The sequence below is a fragment of the Acidovorax sp. GW821-FHT10A04 genome (assembly GCF_059415825.1).
Map to the genome: position 1 here is coordinate 105,345 of NZ_JBWKNZ010000018.1, position 26,230 is coordinate 131,574.

The following is a 26,230-nucleotide window of genomic DNA, read 5'->3' on the forward strand; positions in this document are numbered from 1 at the left end:
ACGTCAAACCAATTTGCCCTGGGGTTTACCCGTGGCAGGTTCTGCATACCCCCAGGAGACCCCGCAACCGATGAGCGCCAGCCAAGCCCCCCACGATGCAGACGCCCTCGATAGCGAGGGCAAGGGTGCGATGCGCATGGGCGTCCTGCCCACCCTGGTGGGCAGGCAGCTGCGCATCGCCTACCTGCGGACCTTCAAGGACTTTTCGATGGAGGTGGAGGGCACCAGCCTCAGCCCGGGCAGCTTCGAGATCCTGGAGCTGCTCAGCTGCAACCCGGGCCTGAGCCACTCGCGCCTGGCCAGCGCCATCGGCCTGGAAAAGTCCAGCCTGGTGCCCGCCATCGTGCGGCTGGAGGAGATGGCCCTGGTCAAGCGCAAGCAGTCCGCCACGGACAAGCGCTCCAACGAGCTGCGCATCACCCCCAAGGGCGAGCGCGTGCTGGCCCAGCTGCGCAGCTACGTGGTGCAGCGCGAGTCGGAGATCACCGCCGGCATGACCCGCGCCGAGATCGACACGCTCAACCGGCTGCTGACCCGCATGGCGGGGATCAACGGGTAGGCACAGGCAGCTGCCGCTGCCCATTTGCCGTTGGAAATGCGGGCACCCGGGCCCACAATGCAGGGCCCGCAAAACCCGCTCCCCCTGTGCCCAACTTCTACCTACTTTTCGGCGTGATCGCGGTCGCTGCGGCGATCCTGTGGGCCTCCCGCCAGGGCAAGGAGCCTGCTCCACCCACCCATGCCGCCGACGGCCAGGCGCCGCATCCGCTGGCCTGGATCGGCTTTTCCCTGCTGGGCACCGGTCTCCTCGCTGCAGGGGTGGTGATGTGTTTCCACCCCGGGGAGCCATCCATGAATGCCAAATGGATCTCCATCGCCATGTACGTCGCCTACTGGCTGATGGGCGACTACGGCCCGGCCATCGCCTTCATCGGCCTGGGTGTGGCCTGCCTGGTCAAGGCCTACCCCCTGGTGCGGGACCTCTGAGGGCGCAGCGCCCGCCGGCCCCGCTCAGCGCACCGTGAGCACGATCTTGCCGCGGATGTGCCCGCGCGCCGCCCGCTCGTGCGCGCTGCGCGCATCGGCCAGTGCAAACGTGCTGTCGATGGCCACGCGCACCGTGCCCGCGTCGAGCAGGCGCGCCAGCTGCCCGAGCTGCGCCCCGCTGGAGCGCACCTGCGTGGCCGACACCGTGAAGCCCTGCCGCGCAGCGTCCTCGGCACCGCCATAGCCCAGCGGGAACACTGGGTACAGCGCCCCGCCGGGTTGGAGCGTCTGCAGAAAGCGGCCGGTGGTGGGCCCGCCCAGGGTGTCCAGCACCAGGTCGACCCCGCGCGCCACGTCCTCGGGCGCGTGCCGGGTGTAGTCGATGAAGCCATCGGCGCCGATGCCGCGCAAGAAGGACTCGTGCCCGCCCGACGCCACCGCGATGACCTGCGCCGCCCCCTGCTGCCTGGCCACCTGCACTGCCAGGTGCCCCACGCCACCGGCCGCGCCGTTCACGAGCACGGTCTTGCCGGCCAGCGGCACGGGCTGGTGCCTGTGCGGCTGCAGCGGGTTGGGATGGTCGTGCCCCAGCGCCACCAGGAACTGCCACGCCGTGAGCAGCGCCATGGGCACCGCGGCAGCCTGCACGTGGCCGATGTCGGCAGGCTTGCGCGCCAGGTCGGTGGCGGGTGCCGCCACGTACTCGGCATAGGCCGCGCTCTCGCCATAGCTCGGAAAGCGCAGCATGCCGAAGACTTCGTCGCCCACGGCCAGGCCCTGCACGCCCGGCCCCACGGCCTCGACCGTGCCCGAGATGTCTGTGCCCGGAATGGTGGGCAGCGCGATGGCGGGCTGCCACTCGGGCGGCAGCATGCGGTAGCCCTCGCGCAGGTACCAGTCCGGCGGGTTGATGCCCACCGCATGCACGCGCACCAGCACCTCGCCGGCCTTCGGCGTGGGCCTGGGCGCGTCCTCGCAGCGCAGCACCTCGGGGCCGCCAAATGCGTGCAGCCGGACCGCTTTCATCGTTGCTGTCGTCGCCATTGCCATCTCCTGAATCAAAAAACAGGTGGGCAGTGTCTATCTTCTCCCTCTGCTTGATAATCCCTCGGAAAATCACTTGTTTTATGCCATGACGGAACCAATCAGCCTGGAACGCCTGACCGGCATCGTCGCGTTCGCCCGCGCGGCCTCGCATGGCAGCTTCACCGCGGCGGCGCGCTCGCTGTCGGTGTCGCCATCGGCCGTGAGCAAGACCATCCAGCGGCTGGAGCAGCAACTGGGCCTGCGCCTGTTCACCCGCACCACCCGCTCGCTGGTGCTCACGCCCGAGGGCCGCGAGCTGCACGAGCGCGCGCTGCACCTGCTGCGCGCCGCCGAGGACGTGGTGCAGTCCGCCGCCGCCGTGCGGGCCGAACCCTCCGGCACGCTCAAGGTGGCGGCGCCGCTGCCCATCGGCACACGCCTGCTGGCGCCCGCCCTGCCGGAGTTTCGCCGCCGCTACCCCCAGGTGCAGGTGGACTTGCGGCTTGCGGACCGCTTCGTCGACCTGGTGCAGGAAGGCATCGACGTGGCCATCCGCATCGGCGAGCTGGCCGATTCGAACCTGATCTCGCGCGGCCTCACGCAGGCCCGCGTCAGCGCATTCGCGTCACCCGGCTACCTGGCCGCCCACGGCACACCGCGCCGGCCCGAGGACCTGAAGGACCACGACTGTGTGAACTTCCGCTACCAGGCCTCGGGCCAGTTGATGCGCTGGGTGTTCGAAGTGGGCAGCCGCACGGTGGAGTTCACACCCGACGCGGCCATCGTGGTGGACGTGAGCGATGCGGTGGTGGAGGCCATCGCCGCCGGGGGCGGCGTCGGCATGTCGGCATCGTTCATTGCCGCGCCATATGTGGAGCGTGGCATGCTCGTGCCCGTGCTGCAGGACTTCGCGGCCCACATGCCCCCCATCACCGCCGTCTGGCCCGAGAGCCGGCGCGCCAGCCCCAACGTCAAGGCCTTCATCGGGTTTCTGCAAGAGCTGTTCCCGTCGCCAGCGCCGTGGGATGCGGTGATTGCCGAGGGGGCGGCGCGGCACGCCCGGTGACCGGGCACACCCGGGGCGTCAACCCGCCCCCAGCGCCTCGGACAAAAACTCCGCCGTGGCCCGCACCCGCGCCGTGCGCTGCAGGTCGGGGTGCATCACCAGCCAGACCTCGTGGTCGCTGGCGCGCCGCCGCTCGGGCCAGATGCGCACCAGGCCTTCGCGCTCACCCAGGTGCACCGGCATCTCGCCCAGGCCGATACCGGCCGCCACCGCCTTGCGCACCAGCAGGCCGGAGTTGACCGCCATGGCGATGCGCGCCTGGCGCGCCGGCACCTCGGCGGCCGTGGGGTAGGCCCGCTGCTCCAGATAGGGGCCGTAGGCCACCAGGTGGTGGCCGCGCAGTTCGTCGTCGGGCACGGGTGTGCCAAAGCGCTCCAGGTACGCCGCGCTGGCGAACAGGCCCACGGGCCACGCCACCACCCGGCGCACCACCAGGTCGGGCGACTCGGGCCGCACGTTGCGAAAGGCGATGTCGGCCTGGCGGCGGCTGAGGCTGAGCACCTGGGAAGACACCTCCAGGTCCACGCGGATGCCGGGCCAGCGCTGCTGCAGGCGTTCGATGGCGGGCAGCAGGAAATCGATGGCGATCGAATCCGAACTCGTGACCCGCACCAACCCCGCATGGCCCTCGTCCTGCCCCTCGATGAGGGTGCGCAGGTCGGTTGCCGCAGCCTCCATGCGCCGCGCGGCGCCCAGGGCCGCCTCGCCCGCGGCGGTGAGCAGGTAGCCGCCCTTGGCACGCAGGAACAGCGTGGCGCCCAGCTCGGCCTCCAGCGCCTGCAGGCGCCGGCCCACGGTGGCCTGGTCCACGCCCAGGCTGCGGGCGGCGGCACGCAGTGAGGGGCTGCGGGTCAGTGCCAAAAAGATGCGCGTGTCGTCCCAGTTCATATGATGCAATTTTGCATCACCTCAACGCAAAAACGCTGCATTTCACAGGCGCATTCGTACCCTAAGCTCTGGACCATCCCTGGATCGGACAAAAAGGACCCCCAGCATGCAAGCCATTGTTTTCGAAGAATTCGGCGGCCCCGAGGTGCTCGTGGCGCGCGAGATCGCCCGCCCCGAAGTGCGCCCGCACGACCTGCTGGTGCACAACGCCGCCGTCGGCGTGAACCGCGCCGACCTCTCGCACCGCAAGGGCGCCTATGGCCGCGCCTACTTCGGCGACTCGGACCTGATGGGCCTGGAGATCGCCGGCACCGTGGCCGAGGTGGGCCCCGAGGTACAGGGCTTTGCCGTGGGCGACCGCGTCATGGGCATCGTGGGCGGCGGCGCGTATGCGGAGTATTCGCGCATCGATCACCGCATGGCCATGCACGTGCCGCGCAACCTGTCGCTGCAGCAGGCCGGCGCCGTGGCCGAGGTCTTCGTCACCGCGCACGAGGCCATGTTCCACCTGGCGCGGCTGCAGGCCGGCGAGTCCGTGCTCATCCACGCGGCAGCGGGCGGCGTCGGTTCGGCCGCCGTGCAACTGGCCCATGCCGCCGGTGCGCGCGTGTTCGCCACCGCCAGCGCCGACAAGCGCGATGCCGTGCGGGGCTTTGGCGCCGATGTGTTCATCGACTACCGCAGCGAGGACTTCCAGGCCGTGGTGGCCGAGCAGACCGGCGGCAAGGGCGTGGACGTGGTGATCGACTTCATCGGCGCGCCCTACCTGGAACGCAACGTGCGCTCCCTCGCCGTGGGCGGGCGCATGACGGTGGTGGGCCTGCTCGGCGGCGCCACCGAGGGCGCACAACTGCCCATCGACGTGCTGCTGTACCGCCACCTGCAGATCTACGGCACGGTGATGAAGTCGCGCCCGCCCGAGGTCAAGCAGGCCATGACGCAGCGCTTTGCCCAGCGCTGGATGGGCGCGCTGGCCGATGGCACGCTGCGGCCGGTGATCGACAGCACCTACCCGCTGGCGGACGCGGCCGGTGCGCACCGGCGCATGGAGACGGGGGCGAGCGTGGGCAAGATCCTGCTGCTGCCAGGCAGCGCCGCCGCGCAGTGAGCGCTGTGCACCACCACCCCGCCCCTGAGGCGCGGGACCTTAGACTGTGCGGATGGTAAGAATCCAGACCTGCCTCACCCTCGCCCTCCTGGCCGGCGCAGCCCAGGCCATCGCCTGCACGCCGCCCACCACCTTCACGCCCTGGCCCGAGCAGGTGGCCCAGGCCTACGCCCAGTCGCAGGCGGTCTACATCGCCCAGGCGGTGCGCAGGCAGGCCGGCCCCCAGAAGGACGGCTACGACACGGTGCGCGTGTTCCTCAAGCCGCTGCGGTTCTTCAAGGGCGGCCGCGCCAATGCCCTGGCCTACATCGAGAAAGCAGGCCACACCTGCGACCAGCGGCCGATTCCCACGGAGCGCGGCAAGGTGCTGGTGTTCGCCTCGGCCCAGGGCGACCTGCTGCGCGTCATACCGGAGCAGGACAAGGGCAGCCTGGAGAACATGCCACCGCCCTACGCATCGGCGCTGCAGCAGGTGCAGGTGCTGAGCCGGGCGGCCAGGAAATAGCACCGCCGCAAAAGCTCCCGCTGCCTCTCAACCCCTGAGGCGGCAGGTCAGTGCGTGCACCATGCGCAGGTGCCCAGGGGGATTGGCCGGCTTCGCCGTGGGAGCGGTGAACCGCGACATGGCAACGGTGAAGTCGCTCTCGTTCAACCATCCCGTCACCTTGCTCATCCTGCCGGCGTAGCAATCGGCGGCCAGTTGCCGCTCAGGCGACGGAGCCGAACCGCCGGGCGCGTGGCCCCCGACCAGGAGACCGCACGCATGCAGATAGGCAAACACGTTGACAGGCCAGTTGGCGGAAGCAGCGAATCCCGGGTCGACGGTGATTGCCGGGACGCCATCCTCCAGGCCGGCCACGGCACCGGAGGCTGTCGAGCCCACGTAGTTCAATACGGCATTGCCTTTGGCATCCTTGCAGAAGGCTGTTACGGGGCCTATCTGGACCTCCGGCGCGCCTTGGGCATGCACAGCCGCGAAAGGCACCAGCCATGCGAACAACACCCACAAAAGACCGCGATATGTCATGCCTGGCACCTTGGTTGATGCCTGCAAGGTAGCGGGAGGGATCAGGCAGGTCAATTTTTTTGTGGCGCCACGGCGCTGGGCAGCCAGCGGCCCTAGCGCATCACCAACCCGCCATCCACCAACAGCACCTGCCCCGTCATGAACCCGCTCCAGTCCGATGCCAGGAACAGCACGGGCCCGGCCACATCCTCGGGCCGGGCGATGCGCCGCAGCGGCGTGGCGGCCATCAGCGATTCGCGAAACGACTCCTTCGTGGATTCGCTGGCCTGCGTGGGGTAAACGAGGCCGGGGGCCACGCAGTTCACGCGGATGCCCAAAGGCCCGAGCTCGGTGGCCAGGTTGCGGCTGAAGGCCACCAGCGAGGCCTTGGCCGTGGTGTAGTCGTGGTAGGCCACGACCGGGTGCTCGACCAGGTTGCTGGCGATGTTGACGATGGCACCCTGCGCCCGCTGGCGCATCTGCGGCAGCACCGCGCGGCAGACGTTGAAGGCGCCGCCCACCGCGCCGTCGAACTGCGCCTGGTAGTCGCTCCACTTAAGGTCGTCGAACAGCGTGCGGCGCTGGGGGTCGAAAGCATAGGGCCGAAAGGCGTTGTTCACCACGATGTCGATGGGCCCAAGCTCGCGCACCACCGCATCGACCATGGCCTGCACCGCAGGGGCGGAGCCCACATCGGCCTTGGCGGCCCAGGCGTCGCCACCGGCGGCCTGGCAGGCCGCCACGGTGTCGGCGGCTGCCGCGTCATTGCTCAGGTGGTTGATGGCGACCGTCGCCCCCTCGCGCGCGAACGCGGTTGCAATGGCGGCACCGATGCCGCGGCTGGCGCCGGTGACAAGCACCACCTTGCCCTGGAACTTCATGGCAAATTCTCCTTACGGCAGCAGGCTGGTGTCCACCACGTCGGCCACCTTGATCTGGCGCTGCACCAGGCCCAGCGCGCGGTAGGCGTCGGCTGCCTTCTGCAGCGAGTCGAGGTTGAAGGCGCCCAGCTTGCCGGACGCGGACGGGGTCGACGAGGCATTGCGCAGGCGGATCACCTCCAGGTTGATGTCGCGCTGCGTGCCGTCGATGGCGTACTTGACGGCCAGGGTCGCGGCCTCTTCGGGGTTGGCGATCATCCAGGCGGCGCTGTCGCGGTAGCCCTTGAGGAAGGCCCGGAGCAATTCCTTCTTCTCCTGGTAGCTCTCCTGGCGCACCACGAACAGGTCGCTCGACACGTTCAGGTAGTCGCGCACCTGCATCACGTTGACCTCGCCCAGGCCCTTGCGCTGCCCCACCACCAGGCCGGTGTCGGTGGCGGCCGTGGCATCGACCTGGCCCTGCAGCAGGGGCGCGAAGTTGAGCAGGCCGGTGACGACGATGGTCACGTCCGACTCCTTGAGCCCCGCCTGGTGCAGCATCACCAAGAGGTTCTGGCGCGTGCCGCTGGCCAGGCTGTACACGCCGATCTTCTTGCCCTTCAGGTCCGCAGGCTTGTGGATGTTGGCGGACTTGAGCGAGACCACGTTGAACACGTTCTGCGGGTAGATGTCGTAGATGGCGGTGAGCTTTTCGCCCTTGTCCAGCGCCGTGAAGAAGGAGCCGGGGTCGGTGAACGCCACGTCGGCCTGGCCGCTGAGCATGTTGCGGATGGCATCGCCGCCGCCCGCGCCGGGTGCGTAGCCCACCTCGACGCCCTGGGCCTTGAAGAAGCCCTTGTCGGGCTCGGCCAGCAGGTTGGTGATTTCGCTGATGGGCTTGCTCCAGCCCCCGACGGTGATCTTGCCCTTGGACTGCGCAGTGGCCAGGCCGGCGAAGGGCAAGGCGGCGAGGCCTGCGGCGGCGCCGAGCACGGTGCGGCGGGAGAGGGGCATGGGGTGGGTGAAGCGGTTCATGGCAATCAAGGGTTGTCGAGGTAAGGGGTCAGAAGCCGGCGCTCCAGCAGCAGCGTGGCCTGGTAGAGCACGAGCCCGATGAGGGCGATGAGAAAGAGTGCGGCGAACATCAGGGCGGTGTCCATCATTCCCTGCGAGGCGATGACCACGGCGCCCAGGCCCTGGCTGGCGCCGATGAATTCGCCGACGACGGCGCCCACCAGCGCCAGCACCACGGCCATGCGCAGGCCCGCCAGGATGGAGGGCAGCCCCACCGGCAGCTTGAGCCGCAGCAGCGTCTGCCAGCGCGTGGCGCCCAGCATGCGAAACAGTTGCAGGCGCTGCGGGTCCACATGCTTGAGGCCCGTCAGCGTGTTCTCCATCAGCGGAAAAAAGCAGATCAGCCCCGTGATCAGCGCCGTGGGCGCGATGCCAAAGCCGAACCACAGCACGAACAGCGGTGCCAGCGCCAGCTTGGGCACTACCTGGCTGACCACCACATAGGGCCGGAACACGCGCTCCAGCAGGGCCGATTCGGCCAGGGCCATGCCCATCAGCAGGCCGGCCACGCCACCGCCTGCCAGCCCCAGCAGCAGCGCAGACAGGGTGGCCCGCACATGGGGCCAGAAATAGCCGGTGGCCACGCCGTTCCACAGCGCGGCGGCCACCGACGATGGCGCGGGCAGCACCAGCGCCGACAGCCCGGAGCGGCGCACCGTGAGCTCCCACGCCGCCAGCAGCATGAGCAGCAGCGCAGCGGAGAGGAGCCGGGTTTGCAAGGCGGTCAGCTTCATGCGGCGACCCCATCCATGCTTCTTCGCACCCAGCCGCACAAGCGGTTGAACGGCACCTCGTCGCGCATGGCCTGCTGGCGCGGGCCCGGCAGGTCGACGCGGATGTCGTCCACGATGCGGCCGGCATGCATCACGGCGATGCGGTCGCCCAGGTACACCGCCTCGCGGATGTCATGCGTGACGAACAGCACCGTGGTGCCGTGCTGGCGGCAGGTGCGCAGCAGGTCGTCCTGCAGCTCGGCGCGGGTGATGGCATCGAGCGCGGCAAAGGGCTCGTCGAGCAGCAGCAGCGCGGGCTCCAGCACCAGCGCGCGCGCCAGCGCCACGCGGCTTTGCTGCCCGCCAGACAGCTGCCGCGGGTAATGCTGCGCATGCGTGGCCAAGCCCAGCTGGTCGAGCAGCGCCCGCGCCCGCGCCACATCGGCCGCACCGGGGCGGCGCTGCAGGGACACGGGCAGCAGCACGTTGTCGATGGCACGCTGCCAGTCGAGCAGCGTCGGAGCCTGGAACATGAAGCCCAGCTGCGGCCCGGGCGCCAGCAGCTCCTGGCCCTGCAGCAGCACGCGGCCCGACTGCGGCCGCAGCAGGCCGGCAGCGAGCTGCAGCAGCGTGGTCTTGCCGCAGCCGCTGCGGCCCACCAGGCAGTGGATTTCGCCGGCCTGCATGTGCCAGTCGATGCCATCCACCACGGGCGGCCGGCCGGGGTAAGTGAAGACCAGCTGGTCCATCGCAAGAAAACTCATGGCCGGCCCTCAGTCTGCATAAGGAGCAAACGGCTCGGCCGCCAGCTCGGCGGACTGCTCGATCTCGGTCATGCGAACCAGGTCGAGCAGGTTGAAGCGGCCGTCGTGGTGCCAGCCCGCCTCGGGCGCGCTCATCGAGCCAACGGCGCTGATGCGCGTGACGCCCGCGGCGCCCAGCAGCCCGGCCAGGCGGAACAGCTCTGCTGGCGCAGCCGCCACCCCGGCGGTCTGCAGAAAGCGGCTGTGCGGCGCCACCAGGGGCACCACCTCATCGAGCGCATCCACGCCCACCACCTGGATGGTGCGCTGCGTGGCGGTGGGCGCCAGGGGCTGGGGCGTATCGCTGCAGGCCACGCTCCAGGCAGCGGCGGGCGAGCCGATCAGTCGATCGGTGAATTCCGTCGCCGAGGCAGACAGCGCCGTCCACTCCACGCCCTGCTGCCACTTGGCCACGGCGGCGGAGTCCTCCACAGAAAGCGGCCGGCGCGGAAAACGCCGCTGCAGGTTGGCCAGCTCGCCCGCCAGGTAGTCGGCAAAGGCGCGCGGCGACACCGCACCGCCCCGCTGCACATAGAACACATGCGGCGAATAGCAGCCCTGCTGGTCGTAGCGCATCACGTCCCACGCGGCCAGCCGCGCCAGGGCGGGGGCCTTGTGCGTATCGAGCGCGGTGGCGCTGACCACGCCAAAACCCAGCTTGTGCCCGTGGGGCAAAAAGCGCGTGGTCACCGGCAGGCGCTGGCGGATCGCGTCCAGCGCCTCGTTGCCGCCATAGGCCAGCACCGTGTCGGCCTGGGCATAGAGCGCAGAAGCGCCCTCCTCCCCCGCGCCGCGCCACCAGACCACGGCCAGGCAGTCGGCAATCGGCGGGTGCACCTCGGCCAGCAGGCGCGCGAACCAGCCCGCGAACAGGGGCTCGGCACTGGGCAGCTTGCCGATGTTGCCGGCCTTGACCAAGAGGCCGCAGACCAGGCTCCACAGCGCCAGCGCGGGCACGTTGCCGGCCCAGTTGTGCACCAGCAGGTCGGGGCCGAAGGCGCGCACCGCGCCGCCCTTGGGCGTGGGCTGAAAGCCGTCGAGCAGCTGGGGGTTGGCGAAATCCTCCGCCACAAAGCGGTGCAGCTGCGCCGCGCGAAAGGTCTTGAAGAAGCCCGTGAGCCCCAGCCGCACCATGTCGCTGTCATAGCCGCTGACCAGGGGCAGGTAGGCCTCGGCCTGCTGGCGGTAGGGGTCGCTGCGGTCCAGCAGGCGGGCAATGGCCTGGTCGATGACGGCAATGATCTCCGACACCGCCATGGTCTTGAGGTGCCGGGCGCTGGCCTGGCGCACGCGCGCGGCCAGCGCATCCATCTGCGCGGCGGACAAGACCGGCACTTCGACATCGAGCGCCTGGCCGCCCTGCGCAAAGCGCAGCACCTGCCAGTCGACCTCGGCGGCAGCAAGCCCCGGCAGGTAGCCTGCCTGGATGCGCGGGATGCTCATGCCGCAGTGGCCCGCACGAACTCCTCGACCGCGAGCGAGCAGCCCTTGGCCTCCACGCCTTCGGCGCGGCCCAGCAGCAGGAAACCGCCCTCGGCGTCCAGGCCGACGTCTTCCGTGAGGATGGTGGTGACCGAATTGAAGTTGGCCAGGTCGCAGTGCACCAGGATGCCGCGCTCGCCGGCAGGCACCGTGTGCCCCGTGACCGGGTCCACCAGGCGCGAGCGGATCCAGTGCGGGCCCGACTTGACCGAAGGTACCTGTGCATTGCCATCGTCATAGAACTGCGTGCTCAGCTCCGTCATGCCGTACATGTTGGTGCAGTGCGTGCGCGGCACGCCCAGCGCCTGCGACAGCTCGGTGTAGAAGGCGTCGAGCGGCAGCTCGCGCGACTGGCCCTTGTAGCCGCCGGTGTCCAGGATGCGGCTGCCCGGCGGCAAGCGGAAGCTCTTGCCCTGCTGGCGCAAGGCGTCGATCACGTGCACGAAGCTGAAGCTCGCGCCCAGCAGTGCGTAGGGCTCGCCGCTGCGCTCGGCCGCTTCCAGGGCGGCCCACAGCCCGTCGAGGTCCATGCCCTGCGGTGTGACGAAGGTCTGGCTGGCGCCTGTGCCGAAAGCCGACTTGGCCAAATCAAGGTAGTGCGCCAGCGAGGAATTGGGCATGGCCACCTCGTCGGGGAACAGAATGCCCATGGGCATGCGCTGCGTACCGCGCATGAAGCGCTGAGCGAAGTTGCGCGCCATCGACAGGTCGTACACATCGAGCAGCGGGTGGAAGTGCTGCCCGCGCGTGTTGCCGCCGCGCGTGGTGCCGCTGGTCATGAAGATGCGGTCGGTGGCGGCCGGCGGCGCGCAGCGCAGCGGCAGGGCCTTGAAGGCATCGATGGGCACGGCGGGGATGTCGCTCCACGTCTTCACGCTGCGGGCGTTGACGCCCCGCAGCCGGCAAAAGCGCTGGAACGGTTCATTGGCCGCGAGCTGGTGCGCAAACAGGCGCAGTGCCATCTGGTCGAACTGCGCGTCCGTGCAGCCATCCATCGCAATGAAATCGAGGAGGTCCGCCACCAGCGGTTTGGCCTTGTCCATGGGCATCCTTTGGGTCTATCTTTGACAGGATGCTCCGAGGCCACCCGCTCCATGGCGCAGGGCAGCGCAGCCAAGCGCTCCCATGCCGGGGGGGTGACAGCTCTTCTTCCGCCGGAATTACCCGGTTCAAGTTCTCGGGTGTGGATCTCAGCACTTGCGTGCACCCCGGAGCGTTGGGGCGGATTTTAACCCGCCGCTGAAAACCGGGCTGTTCTGGGCCAGAGCGTATTCTTGCGGCGCAGGAAATTTTTTCGAATCCTGTCGATTCCCGGTCGCCCGCTTCGTCGTGAAGGCAGGACCATCAACCCACCTGCAAAAGGACTGCGCCATGAAATACCTCGGCCTTGCCTACTTCGCCCCTGAAAAATTCGCCGCCATGGCGCCCGCCGACGTGCAGGCCCTGGTGAGCCAGTGCCCTGCCCTCGACGAGAAGATGCGCGCCACTGGCAAGGTGCTGGTGTCCGCCTCGCTGGGTGACGCCGAGAACTGGGTCTCCCTGCGCCCGCGTGGCGGCAAGGCGCAGATCAGCGACGGGCCCTACACCGAGTCCAAGGAGATGGTGGGCGGCCTGTTCATCATCGAGGCGGACAGCCGCGAGGAGGCCGTGCGCCTGGCCTCCATGCACCCGGCGGCCACGCTGGGCGAGGCGGGCGGCTGGGGCGTAGAGTTGATTCCCATGGATTTCTTCCTCGAAACAAGCTGAGCCATCAAGGCTGTCCCGGCCTTCGGCCGGCAGCCGCGGTGCACATCACGCACGCTCAACCTCGCCACAGCGGGCAGATTCATGGCCCCTGCTGTTCCAGCGGCACGGGCAACCCTTCCACTGCATTCGATACTGACCGCACGGCCCCACCCCGGCGAGTGCACACCCATTGGAGCGAAGCAAAGCCATGCTCCCACGCCGCGAATTGCAATTACATTCAGTCACTTGCGCTGAGCCAGCGTTTTGCCTTCGAACATGGGAGCACGATGAAGAAAATTGCAATCGCCGCAGCCTGTCTGCTCGCACTGTCCGCCTATGCCCAGAAGAAGCCGGCATGGCCGAAGGAGCCCACTGCCGTTTTCGGGGTGCCTCTTGGTGCGAAGCTGGAGAACGAACGCATCAGCGAGTGTGGTGGCACAAAGGCCGACCCGGAAAAAAACCCCGTTGCGGTCTGCTCCATGTCCCGACCAAGCTATGGAGGGGTGCTGATCGCTGGATTCCCTGTGGATGTCTTCAATGATGGCTACATCAATCGCGAAGATGAAGTAGTGAAGGCGGTCATGCTCAATGGCAAGCAAACCAACTATGCAGGCATCAAGGCGCTTCTGGTTGAGCGGTACGGCAAGCCCCAAAAGACAACAGTGGAGAAACTGCAGAACAAGATGGGAGCGGTTTTTTCGTCAGAGGTTTCGTATTGGTTTGGAAGCAAAGTGAACTTGACGCTCCACGAACGCAACGAGACGGTGGACAAGACCACGGCCCTGTTTGTGTACGTTGAGGATGCTGGGAAAAAGGCCGCAGAGCGCGAAAAGGCCCTGAAAGAGTCGGCGTCCAAGATGTGACAGGCCCTGCGTTCGGCGGGCTGCTTTTCGACAGCTTTGCGGCACGCAAACACAATATTTCAGGCCGCCACCAACCGTATCAGCGTGATCTCCGACGGTGCCCCCAGCCGCATCGGCGGCCCCCAGTAACCGGTGCCGCGGCTCACATAGACCCACATGGTCTGCAGCCGGTGCAGCCCGGCGACGAAGGGGTTCTGCAAGGGCACGAACAGGTTCCACGGCCAGAACTGCCCGCCATGCGTGTGGCCCGAGAGCTGCAGTGAGAAGCCTGCCTGCGCAGCGGCCGGCGCACTGCGTGGCTGGTGCGCCAGCAGCACGCGGGTCAGGGCCTCGGGCGGCGCGCCCACCAGTGCGCGCTGCGGGTCGCTGGCGTGGCTTGCATCGAAGTGCCCCGCCGTGAAATCGGTCACACCGCCCAGCACCAGGGCGTCGCCATCGCCCTGGCCCGCCGCCGGCCGCAGCACCGCATGCTCGTTGAGCAGCACGCGCAGGCCCAGCCGGCGCAGTTCGGCAATCCACGGGCCGGCGCCCGCGTAGTACTCGTGGTTGCCCGTCACCACAAAGCTGCCGTGGCGCGCCTGCAGGTCGGCCAGCGGCGCGATGTGCTCGCGCAGCTCGGGCACGCTGCCGTCCACCAGGTCGCCCGTGATGGCGATGGCATCAGCCTTGAGGGCATTCACGCGGCCCACGATGCGCGCGATGTAGCCGCGCCGGATGGTGGGCCCCACATGCAGGTCGCTCAGCTGCACGATGGTGAAGCCCTGCAGCGCCGCGGGCAGCCCGGCCAGCGGCACATCGATGCGCCGCACACCGGCGGTGCGGCGCGCGTTCCAGAACCCGAGCAGGGACGCCAGCGTGGCCAGGGCCACCACCGCTGCCGCACTGTCGGCCCGAGCCGCACCGCCCGCCTCCTGCATCCAGCCGCCGGCCCACGCAGCCACCAGCACCAGGTCCCGCAGCAGCGTGAGCAGGAAGAGCGACGAGAACCAGCCCATGGCCAGCAGGCCCAGCCAGGTCCACGCGGGGCTGGCCGCGCCACGGCGGCCGGAGCGGTGCTGGAACGGCATCGGCAAGGCGATGGCCGAGAGCAGCAACACCACCGCCAGCGCAGGCCCGGCCCCCGGCCATGCAGAGAGCGCCGGCGCCAGGCGCAGGCCGATGTACAGGTGCAAAAGGGTTGTGAGAATGGTCAGCGGGCGCAGCGGCATGGCGGGCAGGTAGGGCGCGGCCGGGCCGCAGAAGTGGGTAGATGCGGGCACACCCCCGGAATATCCAGCCCTGTCGCAAGAGACATGTTTTTGCTTCGGCCCCTATTCGGCCCAGTGCAAGCCCGGCAGGCATGGCCACCCTGCGCCCTTGGGAGGGCAAGCCGCAGATCAGGCCAGGCCAGCCTGTCCCCGGCAGAAACGGGCGCTGCGGTGAGATAACGCCCCATCCGTTTCATCTTTGCCTATGATGTCTGGAAAACCGCTCCAGAGGGCGCCATGAGCATCGACACAACGTCTTTGATTCAGGACATGGGAATCAACGCCGGGCTGCTGTCCTTCCTCGCAGCGCTGTACAGCATTGCCATCAGCGGCCAACGCCACCCCCACCCGGCCGTCGTGCAGAAACGGCGCAGATGGCTGCCCTGGGTCACGGGGCTCATGTTCGGCGTTACCGGCATTCTCACCATGCTCGTGCCTTTGCGCCTGGCCGAGGGCGTGATCGTCGACACCCGGTTGGTGATGACCGGGCTTGCCGGGGCCTACCTGTCGCCTTTGAGCGCCCTGCTGTGCGCGGCGGTACTGGGCGCCTACCGCCTGAGCCTGGGCGGCATCGGCAGTGGCCCCGCCATGGTCGGCATTGCACTGACCACCGCCATCGGCTGGCTCTGGCAGCGCTACAGGCCCTTCTTTTCCTCACTGCGCCTTGGCAGCACCGTGGCTGATGGACTCTGGCTGCTCGGGCTCGGCTTCAGCCTTGCCGCCGGTGGCATGCTGGCCATACAGACCTTGCCGCCAGAGATCGCACGGGCGGTCACCGCACGCTCCTGGCTGGCGGTGCTGGTGGTCTACCCCATCGGCACCGCACTGCTGGGCTTCCTGCTGGACAACACCCAGAAGCTGAGCCAGCGGGAAGAGGCCCTGGCACAAACGGCCGAGACCTTGAAGACCATGCTCGCCGAAGCGCGCCAGGCCGCCAGCGTGTTCGTCAACAGCAAGGACACGATCGCCATCGTGCAGCCGGACGGCACCGTGCTGGATGTCAACCCGACTTACAGCAGCGTGCTGGGCTATTCCCGCGAAGAGCTGATCGGAAAATCATCGGCCGTCCTGCGCATCGACGAGGGCGGTGAAGCCACCTTTCTGCGCAGGGTCGCACAGGCCATCGAGCGCGACGGCCGCTGGCATGGCGAGTTGGTTCGGCGCCGCAAGAACGGCGAGGCCTTTGTATCGGAGGTCACCGTCGAAGGCATCAAGGACCCCGATGGCGTGGTGCGCAGGTGGGTCTCGGTCGGCAAGGATGTGACCGAGCAACGGCATCTGGAGCAGGTCCTGCAGCAGTTTGGCAACTACGACGCCCTGACCGGCCTTTCAAGCCGGCGCCTTTTCACCAAAGAGCTCAATGCCCTCCTGCAGCAAGGCGCGCAAACCAACAGCTCGCTGGCCTTGTGCCTGCTGGACATCGACCAGTTCAAGGACCTCAACGACCAGTGGGGCCAGCCCATGGCGGACCGGTTCCTTCGGGTCTTTGCGCAACGCCTGAGAAAAGAGGCGGGGACAGAGAACCTCATCGGGCGCACTGGAGGCGATGAGTTCGCCGTCGTGCTGAAAAACGGCCCGCACGCCGATGCAGCGCTGCAGCAGCTGGAAAGCCTGCGCCTGGCACTCGCGCAGACGGCGACGCTGGATGGTGTTGCGCTGCGCCTGACCTGCAGCGCGGGGGTCACCTTCTACCCCGACGACATGGCCGACGCCGACGGCCTGCTGCGACACGCGGACCTGGCCCTGTACGCCGCCAAGGAACAGGGCAAAGACCGGATCGTGGTGTTCGACGTTCAGCAAGGCCAACGGGTGCAGGCGCGCAGGCACACGGCCAAGCTGGTGGAAGACGCGCTGCTGCACGGTGAGATGGAGCTGTTTTTTCAGCCCAAGGTCCGGATCTCCGATGGCCGGGTCATCGGTGCAGAGTCGCTGATCCGGTGGCACCACCCTGAACGGGGGCTGCTGGCGCCGGGCGCGTTCCTGGAAGACATCGTGGGCACCCCGGTGGCCAACAAGCTGGACTACTGGGTGCTGGACGCCGCATTCAGGGCCGGGCAAACCCTGGCATCCCAGGGCAATCCGTTGCCCCTGAGCATCAACATCACCGTCTCCACCCTCATTGACAGCCGATTCCAGCTGGAAGTTGCCCAGCTGCGCAGGCAGTACCCCGAGCTGCCCTCTCAGTTTCTGGAGGTCGAACTGCTGGAAACCGAAACCTTCAACGACCTGTCCGCCGTGGCCTATGTCATGCAGGGCCTCAGCGAGTTGGGCATCCAGTGCTCGATCGATGATTTCGGCACGGGCTACTCCTCGCTCACCTACCTGCAGCGCCTGCCCGCACACACCGTGAAGATCGACCAATCCTTCATACGCGACATGCTGGACAACGAGCGCGACCGCACCCTGGTGCGCGGCATCGTGAGCCTCGCCCACGCCTTCAACCGCAGCGTCATCGCCGAAGGCGTGGAAACCCTGGCGCACGCCCAGGCACTGCGCGACCTGGGGTGCGACGGCCTCCAGGGCTATGGCATCGCCAGGCCCATGCCGCTGCAGGAGCTGCTGGACTGGATGCGGGCATGGGATCCGCCGCCCGAGGTGGGCGGGCCCGGCAGCCAATCGCGTTGAAGGCCATTCCGGATGAAACAGGTTTGGGTGGCACGGCCGGGCCGCCGAGACCGGTGCAGGCCAAGAGCCACCTGGCCTGCACGAACCTTTGGCGGCACTGCGGTCCGGGGAGGTATCTCGCCCCAGAGGATCGCAAGGGATAGCAAGTGACTTTCAGCTCTTGAAATGTCCGTGCGATTTCACGAGCCTCTGGCGGGACAGCAGCCACCAAGCGGTATTGATGGCCGGGATTGCCCCCGCCATGGCGGCAAATCCTGCAGCCGATTGCCACGGCGCAGCCTTTGCCAGCTCCCACGCAGCCAAGCCCAACGCACCGACAAGCACGAGTGCGTTGGTCGCACCGGCCAGAGCGAGTAGCCGACCGGGAACGCCGCCAAGCACCGCAGCGCACAGTGCCAGCAAAAAAGCCACAGCAGCCAACTGGTTCACCAGCATGGCTGGGCTATGCCAAGCGCTCCGTAGCAGTGCGACGACCCCTAAGCAAAGGACGAGGCCCAAAAGATTGATGAGCAAGAGCACAACGCGAGTCGCTGGGCTCAGCTTGGCAATGTGCAGGGACGGCAGCATGGCGCAATTGTGCAGGAGCGAAGAAAAAGCCCGCACTGAGCGTGCCGAAGCGAAAAGTGCTGGCGTGCGCCAGCGCCCACATCAGGGCGCAGTGTCTGGCGCACTCGGGTCCAGCGGTTCGTTGGGGCGGGTGGGCTGCTCGGTGCTGGGTGGCAGGTCGCCCGGCGGCCGGGGCAGGTTCTCCGGCACCTGGTGCAGAGGGTGGTCTTTGGGGTCTGTGGCCATGGTGTGCTCCTTGGGTAAAGGAACCATTGGGCGGCCTGGGGAGACCATAGGGCGTAGGAGGTGGGCGTGAAAAAGCCCGCAATGGGCGGGCTTCGTCGGGGAAAACCTTCCGGTCAGGCGGCCAATGCACCCATGTCATTTGAGCGCATGCGCAAGGCGTGGATCAGCTCCCTGACAGGATACTGTGGTTGCATACAAAATACTGTAATTGGGTCTCTATTGCACCACTCCACTCACTCCGGGGTGCTCGGATCGCCATCGTCGCCTGGAGCCTCCAGCGCCTGCCGCTCAAGTTCCTCATCCGAAAGCTCTGGCTCATCCTGTCCGGCGATCCACTCTTCAAGAAACTGCTCGGTCGGTTCCTGGCCTTCGACAAGAATCTGTTCGATGGTCTGGCGGGGCGCATCTGCTGGCGCGCTCGCATTCACATCAACGCTCATTGCAGCTTCGGGTACCTCGGCCGAACGGCTCGTCTTTCCCTCGAGGTAAGAGGCGAAATCTCCGTCCTTTGGCATATCTGGGTTCGTCATGGTGATTCTCTTTGAATGGAGCAATGAGACCTGGCTCGTTGTGGCGAGCAGTGTAGCTGCCGCCCATCCCATGCGGTGCGCCTTTGCAACATCGAGGCCTTGGGGCCGCACATGGAATGATGAGCGCGACCAAGGGGACAACCTCCAGGCGTATGCGAAGTGCATCAACGTGGTGACCGGGGTCGAGAGAGGCAGGATAGAAGCCGTGCCCGAAAACAAAAAAGCCACCCGAAGGTGGCTGTTTGCTTTTTCCAAGACTGCTTGTTTGCAGTCTTCTTCAAGATCCCGTTGAGTTCTGAAGCTGGTCTCTTCAGAAGGAACCTTGGTAGGCGCGATTGGACTCGAACCAACGACCCCCACCATGTCAAGGTGGTGCTCTAACCAGCTGAGCTACGCGCCTGTGTTGTTCTGTTCAAGACCACGATTATAGCCACAAAAAAAGGCCGTCCGGCAAAGTTGCAGTAAAAGATTCAAAAGACTGCTGCCGGCCGCTGCAGCGCCCTGCGCTGCAAGGGGCCGGCAGCGGCCTCTTTCTGGGCCTCAGGCTTCGATGCTGCAGTTCACGCGCTGGAGGGCTGCGTCGATCCACGCATTGTCCTGCGTGCCGTCCGCGATCTCGGCCACCATCACGGCCTCGATCTTCTGCTTTTGGTGGGCGGCGGCCAGCAGTTGCTCGGCCTGGTCGTAGGGCACGCACAGCAAACCGTCGTCGTCGCCGATGACCAGGTCGCCGGGCTCGATGACCATGCCGTCGATGGCGATGGGCACGTTGATCTCGCCGGGGCCGTCCTTGTAGGGGCCGCGGTGGGTGACGCCGGCGGCGAACACGGGGAAGCTGTCCTTGCGCAGCACGGCGCTGTCGCGGATGGCGCCGTTGATGACGATGCCGGCAAAGCCCTTGAGCTTGGCCTCGCCCACCATGATTTCGCCGATGAGGGCGTTGGTGAGGTCGCCGCCCGCATCCACCACGATCACGTCGCCGGGCTGGGCCAGCTTCAATGCCTTGTGGATCAGCAGGTTGTCGCCCGGGCGGGTGCGGATGGTGAGGGCCGGGCCGGCCATGGCGGTGCCGTCGTGCATGGGTCGCAGGCGCGGGCCGCCGGCGGTCATGCGCGACATGCAGTCGCTGACGTTGGCCACGGGCACTTCCAGATATTGCCGGGCCAGCTCCAGGCTCACGGCGCGTTTGCGTTTCAGGATTTGGCAGCCGATCATGGTGCGGTTCTCACTGTAATGGTGGATAGATGGGGCAGAAGGTGTGAATGAATCCGGCGTGTCCGAGCAGGCCGCCACAACGCGTGCGATCTAGGCGCAAAGCGGAGACATAGCTCGGGCTATGGCGAGCATTTGCAACGACGAGCGCGCGTGTTTTGGAGGGATGAGCGGGCATGTCGGGTTCGTTCACACCTTCTTAGTCGAGCGTGGTGCCCGAGCTCTTGACGATGGGGGCCAGGCGGGCGCGGTCGCTGGCATAGAGCTTGGCCATGTCGTCCGGCGTGCCGGTGATGAGTTCGGCGCCGGAGTCGGCGATCTTCCTGGCCGTGTCGGGGGCGTTCACCACCTTGTTGATGGCTTCGTTGAGCTGTTTGACGATGGCGTCGGGCGTGCCGGCCGGCGCCATCACGCCCCACACGCTGGCCAGCTCCACGCCCTTGATGCCGGACTCGGTGTAGGTGGGCACGTCGGGCAGCAGCTTGGAGCGGCGCGCCGTGGTCACGCCGATGGCGCGCACCTTGCCCGACTGGATGTGCGAGAGCAGCGTGGGGATGGAGCCCATGTACATGTCGATGCGCCCGCCCAGCAGGTCGGGCATGGCCTGCGCCATGCCGCGGAACGGCACATGCGTGAACTTGACGTTGGAGCTTTTCTGCCAGGCCTCGCTGATGATGTGCGAGATGGTGCCGGTGCCCGGCGTGGCAAAGCTCAGGCGCCCGGGGTCCTTCTTTGCGGCCTGGATGATGTCGTCCAGCGTCTTGTAGGGCGAATCGGCATTCACCACCAGCACGGCCGGGCCGGCAGCGACCAGGGCCACGGCGCGCAGGTCCTTGTCGGGGTTGTAGGTGAGCTTGGAGTACAGCAGCGGGTTGAGCACCACGTTGTCGGTCTGCGCCATCACCAGGGTCAGGCCATCCGCAGGGGCCTTGGCCGTCTGGTCCAGCGCCAGGTTGCCGCCGGCGCCGGGCTTGTTCTCCACCACGATGGCCCAGCCATAGGCATCGGTGAGCTTGGTGCTGACCAGCCGCGTGAGGTTGTCGGTGCCCCCGCCCGCAGGGAAGGGCACGAGGATCTTGATAGGCCGCTGCGGGTAGTTGCCCTGGGCATGGGCCGGGGCGATGGTTGCCGTGGCAGCCGCCAGGGCCAGCAGGCCGCCGAGGGCCAGGGTGCGTCGGGTCAAGGTCGTCATCATTGCAGGTGTCTCCTAGAGGTTGGTATTCGGATAGCGCGGTGGTCGATCAAGAACGGCTGGCGAGCACGTGGCTGCCCAGCCAGGCGATGGCTTCATCGGTGGATGTGCCGGTGAAGGGCTGCGCCGCATGCGCCTGGGCCGTGGCGGCGAACAGCGATTCGACGGCGGGCAAAACCACGGGCGCCAGGCCGTGCCGGGCCATCTGATGGCGGGCCTCGGCCACCTCGTTGCGCCGACGCGCGGAGTGCGGGATGTGCGTGCGCACCATGGATTCCATCAGCGTGCGCAGCGGTGTCTCGTCGATGTCCTGCAGCACGGCATACAGCTGCTCGCGCAGGCCCATCTGCTGGGCAGTCACCAGGCATTCCACGGCCAGTGCCTCGGTGCCCTTGGTGTAAATGCTACGCAGCAGCTTGAGCGAGGCGGCATCGCCCGGCTGATCGCCCACCACGCGGACGGAGCCGCCGAAGGGCAAGAACAATTCCTGTACAAAACCCGCTTTGCCGCCGGCCACGAGCAGCGGCGTCTTCTTGCCGCCCAGGTTGACGGCGCCGGTGATGGCCACGTCCACGAAGTGGACCGCCCTGCCCTGTGCGCCGTGCCGGGCCAGCCCGGCGCATTCGCGCATCTCCTGCGGGTCGGCCGTGGTCATGTCCACATACACCGCGCCATCCTGCAGATGGGGCAGGCAGGCCTCGAACAGGCTGCGCGCCACGGTGCCGAACACAGCGCTCACCACCACGTCGGCCCCGGCCAGCCAGACGCCGGGGGCGGTGTGCACCTGCGCACCAGCGGCCTGCACAGCAGCGGCTACCGCCGCGTTGGGCTGCAGGTCGCACAGGCCCACCAGGCTGTGCCCCTGCTCCACAAAGGCCTGCATGTAGCAGGCGCCGACCATTCCACCACCCAGGATTGCGAATCTCATGAAAGTACAAATTTAAAACATTGGTGGCAGTTTATGGAGCTTCATACCCAATGATTCATAGGGATTTCCCGTAGCATCAAACAAATTTGTACTTGTTTTGTATTTTTCGCTTGCCACCCCAGGGCGCAGCGCGAAGCACGGCCGTCACCTAGAATCAGCGCACCATCCCCACCCACCTGGTGCAAACACAGTGCAAAACGTGAAAGACAAGGCGTACGAGGTTCTGCGGCAGCGGCTCATCGGCGGCCACTACAGCCCGGGCGAGCAGCTCAAGGAGGAGCCCATCGCCCGCGACCTGGGGCTGAGCCGCACGCCCGTGCGCAATGCGCTGCACCGCCTGGTGGAAGACGGCCTGGCGACGGACGGCGCGGGTCAGGGCATCCGCGTGTCGGAGTGGAGCGACTGGGATGTGGAAGAGACCTTCCAGCTGCGCATGCTGCTGGAGCCATATGCCTCCTTCCTTGCGGCCACGCGCGGTGGCGAGGGGCTGGCCGATGAGCTGGAAGCCAGCAACCAGCGCATGGAGGCCGGCATTGCCGCCGGCCACGATGGCATTGCCGAAGTGCAGTCCGCCAACCGGGATTTTCACCACGCGCTGATCGAGGCATCGGGCTCGCCACGCCTCAAGACCATGCTGGCGACCATGATCGACATGCCGATCATCAAGCGCTCGTTCTACATCTACACGCCCGAAGAGCTGGTGCAAAGCCTGCACCACCACCGCGACCTGGTGATCGCCGTGCGCGCGCGCGACGGCGAGCTGGCGCGCCAGGTGATGCAGCTGCACCTGCGCATGTCGTACCACCGCTTCATGAAGCACCGGGGTGAATACCGGCGCAATCCTACGGAGTAGGGGCTGCTACCTGCGCCGGGCCGACCGCACCCCCTGCACCCCCGCCACGATCCCCAGCACCTTGTTGAGCCGCCCCGAGTCGGCCACCTCCACCGTGAACGTCATCCACGCCGTGCCCTTGACGGACTGGGTCTGCACGCCGATGACGTTGGTCTTCTCGCGTGCAAACACTTCGGAGATATCGCGCAGCAGGCCCTGGCGGTCGGCAGCCTCCACGGCCACGTCCACGGGGTAGACGGCGGGCTTGTCCGCGGCCGAGGCCTTGGGCAGGCCCCAGTCCACGTCGATCACGCGTTCGCCGTTCTTGGCGGCCATCTCGCGGAAGTTGCTGCAGTCCGAGCGGTGCACGCTCACGCCCTTGCCGCGCGTGACAAAGCCGCGTATGTCGTCCGGCGGTGCGGGCTTGCAGCACTTGGCCAGCTGGGTCATGAGCGAGTCGATGCCCACCACCAGCACCCCGCCCTTGGGGCCGGATGATTCATTGCCGCGCGGCTTTTTCAGCAGCAGGTAGTCATCGCTGCTCGGCGGCGGCTCGGCCGGGCGCAGCACGGTCTCGATGTTGCGCAGCGAGAACTCGTCCTTGCCCACCACCTCGAACAGGGCCTCGGCCGACTTGAAGCCCAGTTGCACGGCCAGGTCGTCGAGCTTCACGGCCGTCTTGCCCTCGCGCTGCAGCAGGCGCTCCACCGCCTCGCGGCCGCGGGCCACGGTTTCGTGCGTGGCCTGGGCGTTGAACCAGGCGCGCACCTTGGCCTTGGCGCGGTTGCTGGTGAGGTAGCCCAGCTCGGCATTGAGCCAGTCGCGCGAGGGGCGGCCCTCCTTCACGGTGACGATCTCCACCGTCTGGCCGTTCTGCAGCGGGGTGTTCAGCGGCACCATCACGCCGTCGACCTTGGCGCCGCGGCAGCGGTGGCCCAGGCTGGTGTGCACGCTGTAGGCAAAGTCCACCGGGGTGGCGCCCTGGGGCAGGTCGACCACGGCGGCCTCGGGGGTCAGCACGTAGATGCGGTCCTCGAACAGGCCGTTGCTCTTTTGCGCATGGCCGGCCAGGTCGCGCTCCCACGCCAGCAGCTGGCGCAGCACGGCGATCTTGGCGTCGTACTCGCCGGTGGCGGACACGCCCACATAGCCCTTGGCACCCGCCTCCTTGTAGGCCCAGTGCGCGGCCACACCGTGCTCGGCATGCTCGTGCATGGCCTGGGTGCGGATCTGGATCTCGATGGGCTTGCCGTTGAGGTCGTCGCGCACGATGGTGTGCAGCGACTGGTAGCCGTTGGCCTTGGGCTTGGCGATGTAGTCGTCGAACTCCTCGACGATGGGCGCAAAGCGCTGGTGCACCCAGCTCAGCGCGGCGTAGCAGTCCTTCACCGTGGGCACCACCACACGCAGCGCGCGGATGTCGTACACCTGGTCGAAGTTGAGCGACTTGCCGCGCATCTTCTTGACGATGCTGTAGATGTGCTTGGGCCGGCCCTGCACGCTGGCGCTGATGCTGCGCGCACGCAGGTCCGACTCGAGCCGCGCGCGCAGCTGCTCCATGTAGACCTCGCGCTCGCCGCGCTTCTCGTCGAGCAGGCGCGCCACCTCCTTGTAGGTGTCGGGCTCCAGAAAGCGGAAGGACAGGTCTTCGAGCTCCCACTTCACCTGCCAGATGCCCAGGCGGTTGGCCAGTTGGGCAAACACCTGCAGCGACTCGCGCGCCAGGCTGGGCGACATGGGCAGCTTGGTGGCCGCGTGAAAGCGCAGCGTCTGCAGCCGCGAGGCCAGGCGCAGCATGACCACGCGCAGGTCGCGCGAGAAGGCCAGCAGCATCTTGCGCACGTTCTCGGTCTGCAGGGCCGGGTCGTCCAGCGCCTGGGCGCCGCGCGCCTGCTGCTGCACGCGCACGAGCTTGGTGGTCTCTACCGCCAGCGCGGCAAAATTGGCGCCAAAGGCCTTGGTGATCACTTCCTCGGGCTTGTTCAGGTGCACGCACGAGTACACCAGGTAGCTGGCGGCCTGCATGGCTTCGGAGCCGCCAATGCTTTTGAGGATGGCGGCCACCGCATCGGCATGGGCCAGGGTGTTCTCGCCGGAGTCCAGCGCTTCGCTGGCGATCAGCGGTTCGGCAAAGGCGCGGGCACGCACCAGCGCATTCACCTGTTCGGGCAAGGTGTGGGCCGTGGCCGCGATCAGCTGGGGTACGGCCTCGGCCGTGTTCAGCAGCGGGCCGGGGGGCGGGGCAAGCGTCTTCATGCGGCGGCAGTACCTTCCTCCGCCAGCAGAAAATCGCGCACCGCCGCCACCTGGTCGGCTGCGACCAGGGTGGGCGCATGGCCCACGCCCGCAAACTCCACCAGCTGCGCACGCGGGCCGCGCGCGGCCATGGCCTGCGCGGTCTCGTGCGAGAGCAGGTCCGACTGCGCGCCGCGCAGCAGCAGGGTGCGCGCGGTGATCTGGTCGTACAGCTGCCACAGGAAGGCTTCGCCTGCGGTGGCGGCCTCCTGCGTCAGGGACCTGAAGGGCACGGCAATGGCCGGGTCGTAGTGCAGCGTGACGCCGCCTTCGGGCAGGCTGCGCACCATGGCGCGCGACAGCTCCAGCCACTGGGCCGGCGTGTGCGGGCCAAAGCTGGTGGAAATGACCCACATGGCATCGGCCGCCTGCTGCAGCGATTCGAATTTGGCGAGAAAGCCCAGGTACTGGCCGATGCGCTGCAGCGCCTGCCACTGGATCACCGGGCCCACGTCGTTGAGCACCAGGCGGCGTACCGGCACGGGCAGCGGCAGATCGGGCTGGCCCGTGATGCCCATGCCGATCAGCCCGCCCATGCTGGTACCCACCCAGTCGAGCGTGGTGATGGGTGCCTGCTGGTGCAATTGCGCCAGCAGGGCCACCATGTCGGCGCCGTACTGCGGGATCTGGTAGCCCATGGGGTCGGCCAGCCAGTCGCTCTGGCCGCGGCCCACCACGTCGGGGCAGACCACGCGGGCGTGCTGGCTCAATTCACGGGCCAGCACGTCGAAATCGCGCCCCTGGCGCGACAGACCGTGCACGCAGACGATCACGTGCGGATGCGCGGGGTTGCCCGTGGCATTCCACTCCCAATACGCCATGCGGTGCTGCGGGCCTGTGACAGGCCTGGCGGCAGCAGGGTCTTGACCGGCGGGCACCGCAGCGGCCCCGGTGCCAGGGCACAGTACGTAGTTCAGCGTAGGTTCTATCATGGGTGCGAAATCCGGTAGCGGCACTTGATAATGCCTGCGTTCAA

Annotated in this window: 27 protein-coding genes and 1 tRNA gene; 9 read left to right on the forward strand and 19 right to left on the reverse strand. The window is 67.5% G+C overall.

Going from position 1 to position 26,230, the window contains the following annotated elements; translation table 11 throughout:
• Nucleotides 1-70 precede the first annotated feature (70 nt).
• Nucleotides 71-559: a MarR family winged helix-turn-helix transcriptional regulator gene (locus AC07PF_RS28820; protein WP_494614185.1), complete on the forward strand. Its 489-nt coding sequence runs from the start codon at nucleotides 71-73 to the stop codon at nucleotides 557-559.
• A gap of 86 nt (nucleotides 560-645) precedes the next feature.
• On the forward strand, nucleotides 646-987 hold the full coding sequence (locus AC07PF_RS28825; protein ID WP_494614186.1) for a hypothetical protein: 342 nt from the start codon (nucleotides 646-648) through the stop codon (nucleotides 985-987).
• A gap of 24 nt (nucleotides 988-1,011) precedes the next feature.
• Here AC07PF_RS28825 and AC07PF_RS28830 read toward each other — a convergent pair whose 3' ends face one another.
• A complete protein-coding gene (locus AC07PF_RS28830) occupies nucleotides 1,012-2,031 on the reverse strand; it encodes an NADP-dependent oxidoreductase (RefSeq protein WP_494614187.1) in 1,020 nt (339 codons plus the stop codon).
• Nucleotides 2,032-2,119: 88 nt separating this feature from the next.
• On the opposite strand from AC07PF_RS28830, the gene AC07PF_RS28835 reads away from it, so the two are divergent.
• On the forward strand, nucleotides 2,120-3,079 hold the full coding sequence (locus tag AC07PF_RS28835; protein ID WP_494614188.1) for a LysR family transcriptional regulator: 960 nt from the start codon (nucleotides 2,120-2,122) through the stop codon (nucleotides 3,077-3,079).
• A gap of 18 nt (nucleotides 3,080-3,097) precedes the next feature.
• Here AC07PF_RS28835 and AC07PF_RS28840 read toward each other — a convergent pair whose 3' ends face one another.
• Nucleotides 3,098-3,967, reverse strand: a complete 870-nt coding sequence (locus AC07PF_RS28840) for a LysR family transcriptional regulator (RefSeq protein ID WP_494614189.1) — start codon at nucleotides 3,965-3,967, stop codon at nucleotides 3,098-3,100.
• 106 nt (nucleotides 3,968-4,073) lie between these two features.
• Between AC07PF_RS28840 and AC07PF_RS28845 the strand changes: the two genes are divergently transcribed.
• Nucleotides 4,074-5,075, forward strand: coding sequence for an NAD(P)H-quinone oxidoreductase (locus tag AC07PF_RS28845; RefSeq protein WP_494614190.1), 1,002 nt, complete (start codon nucleotides 4,074-4,076; stop codon nucleotides 5,073-5,075).
• Nucleotides 5,076-5,127: 52 nt separating this feature from the next.
• Nucleotides 5,128-5,580 carry a hypothetical protein gene (locus tag AC07PF_RS28850; protein ID WP_494614191.1) on the forward strand — a complete coding sequence of 151 codons (453 nt, stop codon included), beginning with the start codon at nucleotides 5,128-5,130 and terminating at the stop codon, nucleotides 5,578-5,580.
• A 27-nt stretch (nucleotides 5,581-5,607) separates the two neighbouring features.
• Here AC07PF_RS28850 and AC07PF_RS28855 read toward each other — a convergent pair whose 3' ends face one another.
• Genes AC07PF_RS28855 through AC07PF_RS28885 form a run of 7 tightly spaced genes read right to left on the reverse strand, consistent with a single transcriptional unit; the run spans nucleotide 5,608 to nucleotide 12,056 of the window.
• Nucleotides 5,608-6,156 carry a hypothetical protein gene (locus tag AC07PF_RS28855; RefSeq protein WP_494614192.1) on the reverse strand — a complete coding sequence of 183 codons (549 nt, stop codon included), beginning with the start codon at nucleotides 6,154-6,156 and terminating at the stop codon, nucleotides 5,608-5,610.
• A 38-nt stretch (nucleotides 6,157-6,194) separates the two neighbouring features.
• On the reverse strand, nucleotides 6,195-6,962 hold the full coding sequence (locus AC07PF_RS28860) for an SDR family oxidoreductase (RefSeq protein WP_494614193.1): 768 nt from the start codon (nucleotides 6,960-6,962) through the stop codon (nucleotides 6,195-6,197).
• Between the two features lie 12 nt (nucleotides 6,963-6,974).
• Nucleotides 6,975-7,955 carry an ABC transporter substrate-binding protein gene (locus tag AC07PF_RS28865; protein WP_494614194.1) on the reverse strand — a complete coding sequence of 327 codons (981 nt, stop codon included), beginning with the start codon at nucleotides 7,953-7,955 and terminating at the stop codon, nucleotides 6,975-6,977.
• Between the two features lie 26 nt (nucleotides 7,956-7,981).
• The gene (locus AC07PF_RS28870; RefSeq protein WP_494614195.1) at nucleotides 7,982-8,749 is read right to left on the reverse strand and encodes an ABC transporter permease; all 768 of its coding nucleotides are present in this window, start codon (nucleotides 8,747-8,749) and stop codon (nucleotides 7,982-7,984) included.
• The gene (locus AC07PF_RS28875) at nucleotides 8,746-9,492 is read right to left on the reverse strand and encodes an ABC transporter ATP-binding protein (protein ID WP_494614196.1); all 747 of its coding nucleotides are present in this window, start codon (nucleotides 9,490-9,492) and stop codon (nucleotides 8,746-8,748) included. Before AC07PF_RS28875 ends, AC07PF_RS28870 begins: the two co-directional genes overlap by 4 nt.
• Nucleotides 9,493-9,501: 9 nt before the next feature.
• Nucleotides 9,502-10,974, reverse strand: a complete 1,473-nt coding sequence (locus AC07PF_RS28880) for an acyl-CoA reductase (RefSeq protein WP_494614197.1) — start codon at nucleotides 10,972-10,974, stop codon at nucleotides 9,502-9,504.
• Entirely contained in the window at nucleotides 10,971-12,056 is a 1,086-nt protein-coding gene (locus AC07PF_RS28885) for a LuxE/PaaK family acyltransferase (RefSeq protein WP_494614198.1), read from the reverse strand. The genes AC07PF_RS28880 and AC07PF_RS28885 overlap by 4 nt, the downstream gene beginning before the upstream one ends.
• Before the next feature lie 328 nt (nucleotides 12,057-12,384).
• Here AC07PF_RS28885 and AC07PF_RS28890 point away from each other — a divergent pair, with 328 nt between their 5' ends.
• On the forward strand, nucleotides 12,385-12,759 hold the full coding sequence (locus tag AC07PF_RS28890) for a YciI family protein (RefSeq protein ID WP_494606515.1): 375 nt from the start codon (nucleotides 12,385-12,387) through the stop codon (nucleotides 12,757-12,759).
• Between the two features lie 266 nt (nucleotides 12,760-13,025).
• A complete protein-coding gene (locus AC07PF_RS28895) occupies nucleotides 13,026-13,601 on the forward strand; it encodes a hypothetical protein (RefSeq protein WP_494606517.1) in 576 nt (191 codons plus the stop codon).
• 59 nt (nucleotides 13,602-13,660) lie between these two features.
• On the opposite strand, the gene AC07PF_RS28900 is transcribed toward AC07PF_RS28895, so the two are convergent.
• Nucleotides 13,661-14,809 carry a metallophosphoesterase gene (locus tag AC07PF_RS28900; RefSeq protein ID WP_494614215.1) on the reverse strand — a complete coding sequence of 383 codons (1,149 nt, stop codon included), beginning with the start codon at nucleotides 14,807-14,809 and terminating at the stop codon, nucleotides 13,661-13,663.
• A 276-nt stretch (nucleotides 14,810-15,085) separates the two neighbouring features.
• On the opposite strand from AC07PF_RS28900, the gene AC07PF_RS28905 reads away from it, so the two are divergent.
• Nucleotides 15,086-17,473 (forward strand): putative bifunctional diguanylate cyclase/phosphodiesterase, encoded by a 2,388-nt coding sequence (locus AC07PF_RS28905; RefSeq protein ID WP_494614199.1) that lies wholly within the window; start codon nucleotides 15,086-15,088, stop codon nucleotides 17,471-17,473.
• A gap of 153 nt (nucleotides 17,474-17,626) precedes the next feature.
• Here AC07PF_RS28905 and AC07PF_RS28910 read toward each other — a convergent pair whose 3' ends face one another.
• The 7 genes from AC07PF_RS28910 to AC07PF_RS28940 form a co-directional block, all read right to left on the reverse strand.
• Nucleotides 17,627-18,040 carry a hypothetical protein gene (locus AC07PF_RS28910; protein WP_494614200.1) on the reverse strand — a complete coding sequence of 138 codons (414 nt, stop codon included), beginning with the start codon at nucleotides 18,038-18,040 and terminating at the stop codon, nucleotides 17,627-17,629.
• A gap of 81 nt (nucleotides 18,041-18,121) precedes the next feature.
• Nucleotides 18,122-18,265 carry a hypothetical protein gene (locus AC07PF_RS28915; protein WP_157405907.1) on the reverse strand — a complete coding sequence of 48 codons (144 nt, stop codon included), beginning with the start codon at nucleotides 18,263-18,265 and terminating at the stop codon, nucleotides 18,122-18,124.
• Between the two features lie 233 nt (nucleotides 18,266-18,498).
• Complete coding sequence (locus AC07PF_RS28920) at nucleotides 18,499-18,795, reverse strand: hypothetical protein (protein ID WP_494614201.1); 297 nt, start codon at nucleotides 18,793-18,795, stop codon at nucleotides 18,499-18,501.
• A gap of 323 nt (nucleotides 18,796-19,118) precedes the next feature.
• Nucleotides 19,119-19,195: transfer RNA gene (locus tag AC07PF_RS28925), tRNA-Val, on the reverse strand.
• A 140-nt stretch (nucleotides 19,196-19,335) separates the two neighbouring features.
• The gene (locus tag AC07PF_RS28930; RefSeq protein WP_145696364.1) at nucleotides 19,336-20,010 is read right to left on the reverse strand and encodes an RraA family protein; all 675 of its coding nucleotides are present in this window, start codon (nucleotides 20,008-20,010) and stop codon (nucleotides 19,336-19,338) included.
• A gap of 196 nt (nucleotides 20,011-20,206) precedes the next feature.
• Nucleotides 20,207-21,199 (reverse strand): Bug family tripartite tricarboxylate transporter substrate binding protein, encoded by a 993-nt coding sequence (locus AC07PF_RS28935; RefSeq protein WP_494614202.1) that lies wholly within the window; start codon nucleotides 21,197-21,199, stop codon nucleotides 20,207-20,209.
• A gap of 49 nt (nucleotides 21,200-21,248) precedes the next feature.
• Nucleotides 21,249-22,127 carry an NAD(P)-dependent oxidoreductase gene (locus AC07PF_RS28940; RefSeq protein WP_494614203.1) on the reverse strand — a complete coding sequence of 293 codons (879 nt, stop codon included), beginning with the start codon at nucleotides 22,125-22,127 and terminating at the stop codon, nucleotides 21,249-21,251.
• Between the two features lie 190 nt (nucleotides 22,128-22,317).
• Between AC07PF_RS28940 and AC07PF_RS28945 the strand changes: the two genes are divergently transcribed.
• Nucleotides 22,318-22,980, forward strand: coding sequence for a GntR family transcriptional regulator (locus tag AC07PF_RS28945; RefSeq protein WP_494614204.1), 663 nt, complete (start codon nucleotides 22,318-22,320; stop codon nucleotides 22,978-22,980).
• Nucleotides 22,981-22,986: 6 nt separating this feature from the next.
• Here the strand turns inward: AC07PF_RS28945 and AC07PF_RS28950 are convergent, their stop codons facing one another.
• Both AC07PF_RS28950 and AC07PF_RS28955 read right to left on the reverse strand, forming a co-directional pair.
• Nucleotides 22,987-25,215: a RelA/SpoT family protein gene (locus AC07PF_RS28950; RefSeq protein ID WP_494614205.1), complete on the reverse strand. Its 2,229-nt coding sequence runs from the start codon at nucleotides 25,213-25,215 to the stop codon at nucleotides 22,987-22,989.
• Nucleotides 25,212-26,186, reverse strand: a complete 975-nt coding sequence (locus tag AC07PF_RS28955) for an alpha/beta fold hydrolase (RefSeq protein ID WP_494614206.1) — start codon at nucleotides 26,184-26,186, stop codon at nucleotides 25,212-25,214. Before AC07PF_RS28955 ends, AC07PF_RS28950 begins: the two co-directional genes overlap by 4 nt.
• Nucleotides 26,187-26,230 lie beyond the last annotated feature (44 nt).

Excerpts from the sequence above, each read along its gene's own strand:
- AC07PF_RS28820 (WP_494614185.1), top strand. The coding sequence starts at position 71 with ATGAGCGCCAGCCAAGCCCCCCACGATGCAGACGCCCTCGATAGCGAG.
- AC07PF_RS28830 (WP_494614187.1), bottom strand. The coding sequence starts at position 2,031 with ATGGCGACGACAGCAACGATGAAAGCGGTCCGGCTGCACGCATTTGGC.
- AC07PF_RS28835 (WP_494614188.1), top strand. The coding sequence starts at position 2,120 with ATGACGGAACCAATCAGCCTGGAACGCCTGACCGGCATCGTCGCGTTC.
- AC07PF_RS28840 (WP_494614189.1), bottom strand. The coding sequence starts at position 3,967 with ATGAACTGGGACGACACGCGCATCTTTTTGGCACTGACCCGCAGCCCC.
- AC07PF_RS28845 (WP_494614190.1), top strand. The coding sequence starts at position 4,074 with ATGCAAGCCATTGTTTTCGAAGAATTCGGCGGCCCCGAGGTGCTCGTG.
- AC07PF_RS28850 (WP_494614191.1), top strand. The coding sequence starts at position 5,128 with ATGGTAAGAATCCAGACCTGCCTCACCCTCGCCCTCCTGGCCGGCGCA.
- AC07PF_RS28860 (WP_494614193.1), bottom strand. The coding sequence starts at position 6,962 with ATGAAGTTCCAGGGCAAGGTGGTGCTTGTCACCGGCGCCAGCCGCGGC.
- AC07PF_RS28865 (WP_494614194.1), bottom strand. The coding sequence starts at position 7,955 with ATGCCCCTCTCCCGCCGCACCGTGCTCGGCGCCGCCGCAGGCCTCGCC.
- AC07PF_RS28870 (WP_494614195.1), bottom strand. The coding sequence starts at position 8,749 with ATGAAGCTGACCGCCTTGCAAACCCGGCTCCTCTCCGCTGCGCTGCTG.
- AC07PF_RS28875 (WP_494614196.1), bottom strand. The coding sequence starts at position 9,492 with ATGAGTTTTCTTGCGATGGACCAGCTGGTCTTCACTTACCCCGGCCGG.
- AC07PF_RS28880 (WP_494614197.1), bottom strand. The coding sequence starts at position 10,974 with ATGAGCATCCCGCGCATCCAGGCAGGCTACCTGCCGGGGCTTGCTGCC.
- AC07PF_RS28885 (WP_494614198.1), bottom strand. The coding sequence starts at position 12,056 with ATGGACAAGGCCAAACCGCTGGTGGCGGACCTCCTCGATTTCATTGCG.
- AC07PF_RS28890 (WP_494606515.1), top strand. The coding sequence starts at position 12,385 with ATGAAATACCTCGGCCTTGCCTACTTCGCCCCTGAAAAATTCGCCGCC.
- AC07PF_RS28895 (WP_494606517.1), top strand. The coding sequence starts at position 13,026 with ATGAAGAAAATTGCAATCGCCGCAGCCTGTCTGCTCGCACTGTCCGCC.
- AC07PF_RS28900 (WP_494614215.1), bottom strand. The coding sequence starts at position 14,809 with ATGCCGCTGCGCCCGCTGACCATTCTCACAACCCTTTTGCACCTGTAC.
- AC07PF_RS28905 (WP_494614199.1), top strand. The coding sequence starts at position 15,086 with ATGAGCATCGACACAACGTCTTTGATTCAGGACATGGGAATCAACGCC.
- AC07PF_RS28910 (WP_494614200.1), bottom strand. The coding sequence starts at position 18,040 with ATGCTGCCGTCCCTGCACATTGCCAAGCTGAGCCCAGCGACTCGCGTT.
- AC07PF_RS28915 (WP_157405907.1), bottom strand. The coding sequence starts at position 18,265 with ATGGCCACAGACCCCAAAGACCACCCTCTGCACCAGGTGCCGGAGAAC.
- AC07PF_RS28920 (WP_494614201.1), bottom strand. The coding sequence starts at position 18,795 with ATGACGAACCCAGATATGCCAAAGGACGGAGATTTCGCCTCTTACCTC.
- AC07PF_RS28930 (WP_145696364.1), bottom strand. The coding sequence starts at position 20,010 with ATGATCGGCTGCCAAATCCTGAAACGCAAACGCGCCGTGAGCCTGGAG.
- AC07PF_RS28935 (WP_494614202.1), bottom strand. The coding sequence starts at position 21,199 with ATGACGACCTTGACCCGACGCACCCTGGCCCTCGGCGGCCTGCTGGCC.
- AC07PF_RS28940 (WP_494614203.1), bottom strand. The coding sequence starts at position 22,127 with ATGAGATTCGCAATCCTGGGTGGTGGAATGGTCGGCGCCTGCTACATG.
- AC07PF_RS28950 (WP_494614205.1), bottom strand. The coding sequence starts at position 25,215 with ATGAAGACGCTTGCCCCGCCCCCCGGCCCGCTGCTGAACACGGCCGAG.
- AC07PF_RS28955 (WP_494614206.1), bottom strand. The coding sequence starts at position 26,186 with ATGATAGAACCTACGCTGAACTACGTACTGTGCCCTGGCACCGGGGCC.